3 protein-coding genes and 1 pseudogene are annotated in these 3154 nt (G+C 72.5%); 3 read left to right on the top strand and 1 reads right to left on the bottom strand.

Features of this window, described 5'->3' with window-relative positions:
• Nucleotides 1-156 precede the first annotated feature (156 nt).
• The gene (locus RT309_RS14490; RefSeq protein WP_313358165.1) at nt 157-444 is read right to left on the bottom strand and encodes a hypothetical protein; all 288 of its coding nucleotides are present in this window, start codon (nt 442-444) and stop codon (nt 157-159) included.
• Between the two features lie 121 nt (nt 445-565).
• Between RT309_RS14490 and RT309_RS14485 the strand changes: the two genes are divergently transcribed.
• From RT309_RS14485 to RT309_RS14475, 3 genes and pseudogenes are all read left to right on the top strand, one after another.
• Nucleotides 566-1225: a HEAT repeat domain-containing protein gene (locus RT309_RS14485; RefSeq protein WP_313358164.1), complete on the top strand. Its 660-nt coding sequence runs from the start codon at nt 566-568 to the stop codon at nt 1223-1225.
• Nucleotides 1226-1410: 185 nt separating this feature from the next.
• Complete coding sequence (locus RT309_RS14480; protein WP_396654465.1) at nt 1411-2571, top strand: glycosyltransferase; 1161 nt, start codon at nt 1411-1413, stop codon at nt 2569-2571.
• Between the two features lie 103 nt (nt 2572-2674).
• Nucleotides 2675-3154: pseudogene (locus tag RT309_RS14475) on the top strand (glycosyltransferase); the annotation flags it as partial.

Below are 3154 nucleotides of genomic sequence, written 5' to 3'. Positions count from 1 at the left end.
GGTCGGGCCCGAAGGTCTGTCCCGACACCACCACCGGCAGACCGCGGGCCCGCGCCATCGCTGCGAGGGTCGTGCGCTCGTAGACGTGCACCGGCCAGCGCGATGCGAGGTTGCCACCGCCGGCGATGAGCACGCCCGACGCCTCGTCCAGCGCGTTCAGAACCGGCCGGGCCGGATCATCGTCGGCGAGCTCGGTGCGCCCCGCCGCCGCATCCACGAGCAGCGCCGACGGGCGGCTGCCTCTCGCTCGAGTCCGACGAAGCCGAGGCGCGGCACGCAGGGCACACCGTAGCGGGCGGCGGATTCCTCGGGAGCCGACGATACGCCCACGACGTCGAGACCGCGAGTGGCGAGCTCGTCACGCGCCGCCTCGAACATCGCCTCGTCGCCGATGTGGATCATGCCCGACACGACGCCGATGTCGCCGATGGTGAGAACGCTCACGCTTGCCCTTCGCTAGGAACCCGGAGCCGACGATCGGCGCCTTGTCAACCGTAGGCTCATTTCTTCTCGCCGCAGTACCATTCGAGTCGGTGCCGGTGTCGGCGCCCGCAGGGAGGGCAGCGTGGGTATTCAGACGGCGATGGACCGCATCACCGAATCCGCATCGATCGTCGAAGCGATGCGCGCCGCGGACGACCTGGCCTTCGAAGCCGGCCGCGATCCGGGCCTGCGCACGCTGCGCGTGCTGTCGGCGGCCCTCTCGGCCGATGACGACCTAGCCGCGATCGCCGCGGTGCACGCCCTGGCTGAGATGAACGACGAGGAGGCAGGACGGCTGCTGTCGAGCCTGCTGTCATCTCCCCGGCCGTACATCGTCGAGCACGCAGCCGATGCACTCGGCCGGCGGCCCGCGCGCCCCGAGGCCGTCGGACGCCTCGTGCGCCTCGTCGCCGACGGCGGATTCGCCGGAATGCTCGCCCAGCACACCCTGGAGAAGTGGTCGGGCGGCGCGGGTGAGCTGCTCGCGGTGGCCCTGGAGACCGCGTGCACGGGCGCCCTCCCCCACGATGCCCTCGCGAGACTCGTCGAGACGATGGGGCTCGTGCGTCACCCGCTCGTCGTGCGGCCGCTGCGGGCATGGGCGAGCGATGGCTCGGCCCCGCCGATCGTTCGAGAGGCGGCTGTCGCGGCTCTCAGCGTCGTGAACCCGCCGCGGTCTCGACGCTCGAAGGGATCGTCGTCGAGGGCGGCGAGCTCGGCGATCTCGCCCGCCTCGCCCTGATCGACGCCGAGCCGGCACCGACGGTTCGTGAGGGATCCGACGGTCGCGACGGGATCACCGTCGCCCAGCTGTTCCTGCACGCCGACGTCGATCCGACTCTGTCCTCGGCCGGTTCCGGAGACAACGGCGGCATCGCCACGCTGCTAGTTCGACTGGGGGATGCGCTGGTCGCCGAGCCCGCTGCCGTGCAGCGGGTGCTGACCCTGTCGCGGGGCACGGCCGCTCAGGCCGGCCCCGACCTGCTGCACGTCGCCGGCGGCGGTACCGGCCATGTCTACGGCCACATCCCGCTGAGCTCGCCGCCCGTGAGCTCAGCGGCCGCCTGGCCGCTGAGAGTGAGCGTGCGCCGCGGCATCCGGCGTCTACTGCGTGCCGCGGGGCGCGTCGACGTGCTGCATCTGCGGATGGCGGATGTCGGCAGCCTCGCGGCTGCGGATGTCGCGCGTGAACTCGGGATCCCCACGGTGTTCACCGTGGCGCCCGACCCGCACAGCGTCATCGCGTCGCTCGAGCGCTCCGGAACCCTCACCCGGGAGGCGTTCGGGCCCGCCGACCTCGCCGAGCACTTCTGGTTCCGCACCCACCTGGTGCAGAGTCTCGCGGCCTCCGCCGCGCACTCGGTGTTCTTCCCGCGGCCCGAGCTCGAGCGCGACATGCGCGCGCTCGTCGGAATCGACATGACCTCCCACCCCGAGCGGCACACGGTTGTGGCCGAGGGCGTCGACCTCGCGGTGGTCGACCGCGCCGTCGCGCGCGCCCGTCACGTCGCCGACGGTGCCGAACCGACCGGGGCGCTCGCCGAGCTCGCCGTGCTGCTCGACGCTCTGCCCGCAGAGCGTCGACACCTGCCGCTGCTCGTCACGGTGGGGCGGATGCACCGCATCAAGGGCATGGCCACCCTGGTGCGCGCGTGGGCGGAGGGCCCACTCGCCGACCGCGCCAACCTGCTCGTGATCGGCGGTGACCTCGAGCGTCCCTCGGTCGACGAGCAGGAGCAGCTCGACCGCATCCGGACCGCCCTCCCTCCCGCACAGCACGCGACGCGCGGACTGCTGCTGACCGGCCATCGATCCAACGATGTCGCGGCGGAGTGGCTCGCGGCCGCACGCTTCGGGCTTCCCGGACGGGCCGCGCCCGACGGCGTGTACGTCTGCGCGAGCCTCAAGGAGGAGTTCGGCCTGGCGATCCTCGAGGCGATGGCCGCCGGCCTGCTCGTGGTCGCGCCCGACAGCGGCGGTCCCGCCACCTACGTCGAGGACGGCGCGACCGGCTTCCTCACCGAGACCGCAGATCCGGCGAAGCTCGTCACCGCGACGGAGCGGGCGCTCGCGCGCGCGACCTCGTAGCGGAGCGCTTCACGATCCAGGGTATGGCTGCGAAGCTCGCGCCGGTGTACGAATCGGTCGCGCACAGCGAAGCCGAGCTGCAGCGCGCGGCGGAGCTGCTGGTATGACCCTGCTGATCATCAGTCCCGATTACGCGTCGCACCTGCTGCCGCTGGCCGCTCTCGGCACGGCCTGGCGGGACGCCGGTCACGAGGTGGTCGTGGCGACCGGGCCGGCGACGGCGGCCATCGTCGCGGGTTTCGGATACCGCCGAGTCGATCTGCCCCTCGGACGCGGCGCGAACGCGGGTGTCATCCGCAGCTCCGAGCAGCAGGCGGACGAGGCAGCGTCGCTCGAGGGCTTCTTCGCCGCGACGCGCACCGGAATGGTCCCGACCCTCGCCTACCAGGCGCGCGAACGTCTCACCGACCTCATGTGGCAGCCGGCCGACCGGGCACGCGCGACGCTGCGGGTCATCGACGAGGTCTCCCCCGACGCAATCCTCGTCGACCATCTCGCCTACAGCGCGCGCCTTGCCCTGCACACCCGCGGCATCCCGTACGGTGACGTGGTGCTCGGCCACCCGAGCGCGCTGCCGGTCGCG

The sequence above is a fragment of the Microbacterium sp. genome (assembly GCF_032084865.1).
GTDB lineage: Bacteria > Actinomycetota > Actinomycetes > Actinomycetales > Microbacteriaceae > Microbacterium.
Note: the sequence above shows the minus strand (reverse complement) of the source record. Positions and strands in the feature narration are given on the sequence as shown.